Annotated in this window: 2 protein-coding genes; one reads left to right on the top strand and one right to left on the bottom strand. The window is 52.5% G+C overall.

Annotated features, from left to right (window positions below):
* The first annotated feature begins 436 nt into the window (after positions 1-436).
* Entirely contained in the window at positions 437-742 is a 306-nt protein-coding gene (locus ACOCD2_RS17785; RefSeq protein WP_293885712.1) for a hypothetical protein, read from the top strand.
* On the opposite strand, the gene ACOCD2_RS17780 is transcribed toward ACOCD2_RS17785, so the two are convergent.
* The coding region (locus ACOCD2_RS17780; RefSeq protein WP_293674994.1) for a choice-of-anchor Q domain-containing protein at positions 656-2,003 on the bottom strand (1,348 nt) is incomplete at its 5' end. The genes ACOCD2_RS17785 and ACOCD2_RS17780 overlap by 87 nt on opposite strands.

The raw sequence follows: 2,003 nt of genomic DNA, 5'->3' as shown, positions 1-2,003 counted from the left end.
CGGTTTTTCAATTGAATTTCAATGACTTGGCATTTATAGACGGGAACTAGTTATAAGCGATAGAGCATGAAAACACAGGCAGCAACATAAACTTGATAGGTACCATGCCCGATCTATCACATGGATGCGCGTTATTACCCGGTATGTGCAACATGGGTTTAGGGGACATTCCAGAAAGGGCGAAGCACCTGTAACCGCGTTTGAAATAGTTTCTCTTGGTGAACGAGGGTGATAATCCTAAAACGTCGCAAAATTAATAAATTCTGATATCGTGTTTGAAGCAGGCCACATAATCATCCGCATACCGGATCAGCCGCGCCGGCCCCGTACAGCTTGGTTGGAATCGCCGTTGAAACCAGAGGTCCAGCGTGTAGTGGAGGTAGAGATTCGCCAGTAGTGGCGAAATGACACCTCCCTCAAGCGCGTCTTCGGCCTCGTGATAGATTTTGGGACATCCCAGTCCCCAAAATCGACTCGGCCTTTGACAACCTATTCGTGTCCCAGCCGTCCTGGTCACCAAGCACTGCGCAACAATTTCGCAAGCTCGTTGCTGCTTCGTACCTGGCTCCCAATGACTGGACGCCGCCTTCGGATGCCTACTTTGCTTCCCCCTCTGGCGCCAGGCGCACGACGGGGAAGCAGTGCGGCTCGCGCCTTACGGGACTACTCGCCTTCGCTCTCCATGGCTCGCAGCGGCGGCATCGGCACCCTCTTCAGTAGCTGGCGGAGCCGTAGCACCTAACTCAACCGCACCGATGTCGCAATGGTCACCGTGTGGCCGTCTGTAACCCCTGGCATCCAGGGGCAGACAGGTATTATCGTCACCCGCATCAATGAGACCGGAGTTACTGGCAGGCATGTTCAGCGCCCACCCGCTGTCAGTGCTCAACGGACCACCCAGTTTGGGATCACCGGAATTGCTGCTCCCGCAGGTATTATCATCGAACCAATTATTACCGGCCATATGATAAGCACCATGTCCTACACAGTTGTTTTCAGACGATCCTGCTATAACCGTATTGATCAACGTGGTCCCCGAACTGATTTCTTTACCCCAGAAAGTACCAATGCCGTTACCCGTCGTTCTATACAGAGTGGTGTTTTTGAGCGTCATACCCCCGCCCCAATTATCCAGGGCAGCCCCCTCGTTGGCCCTGTCGGGGTCGCCAGCATTGTCTGACAACGTGACGTTCATGAGCATCACCTTACCCATAAAGTTTTGGATTGCCCCACCGGATGTCATTGATGTATTGTGATCCAGCGTCGTGTTATTGATTATCAATGTACCGCTTGCGTCGTTGTAGATTGCACCACCAGAGCCGCCTTTATACCCGTCTCTTGCCGTGTTGTGGCTCAACCGGCAGTAATTGATCGTCAGCGTACCGTAGTTCCAGATGGCGCCCCCATAATCAGCAAAGCCGCTCTCAAGTCTGAGCCCCTCCAGGGTTACCGTTTTTCCCGGATTAACGTACAGCAATCGCGTGTTGTGCTCACCCGTTCCACTGAGAATGATATCGGGTTTGTGGTCGCCATCAACGTCACCGTTAATGACGACGCTTTTATCAAGGGTGATATGTCTGGTGGAACCGGAAGACAGCATAAAGATGGTATGATTTTTGAGCGATGGATCAAAAATAATCGTGTCACCGTCATTGGCCTCTGTTAGGATTGCCCTGAGTGATCCAGGGTCCAAGGTCCCATCGTTGGTTACTGTCAACGTCCGTGGCACACTACCGCCATGCTCCACAGCTCCAATATCACAGGTGCCCACGCGCTGTGCTGAGCGTTGGTCACGTACCGTACAGGTTTGTGGATTGCCCGCATTGATGAGGCCACTTTTCCATGACGGCATCATGGTTTCCGTATAACCGCCGTTATCTTTCAATGACCCCAGTTCAGGATTGCCGGAATTGGTACCCAATGTAGCGCCAGTGCCCGATGCGACGCCATTCGGACAGCTATCATCGTCAAACCAACTGTTGAGGTCTATGGTGTAGGTTCCA

The sequence above is a fragment of the Thiolapillus sp. genome (assembly GCF_048562965.1).
Classification (GTDB): Bacteria; Pseudomonadota; Gammaproteobacteria; order Chromatiales; family Chromatiaceae; genus Thiolapillus; species Thiolapillus brandeum_A.
This window is presented reverse-complemented; position numbering and strand designations above follow the sequence as displayed.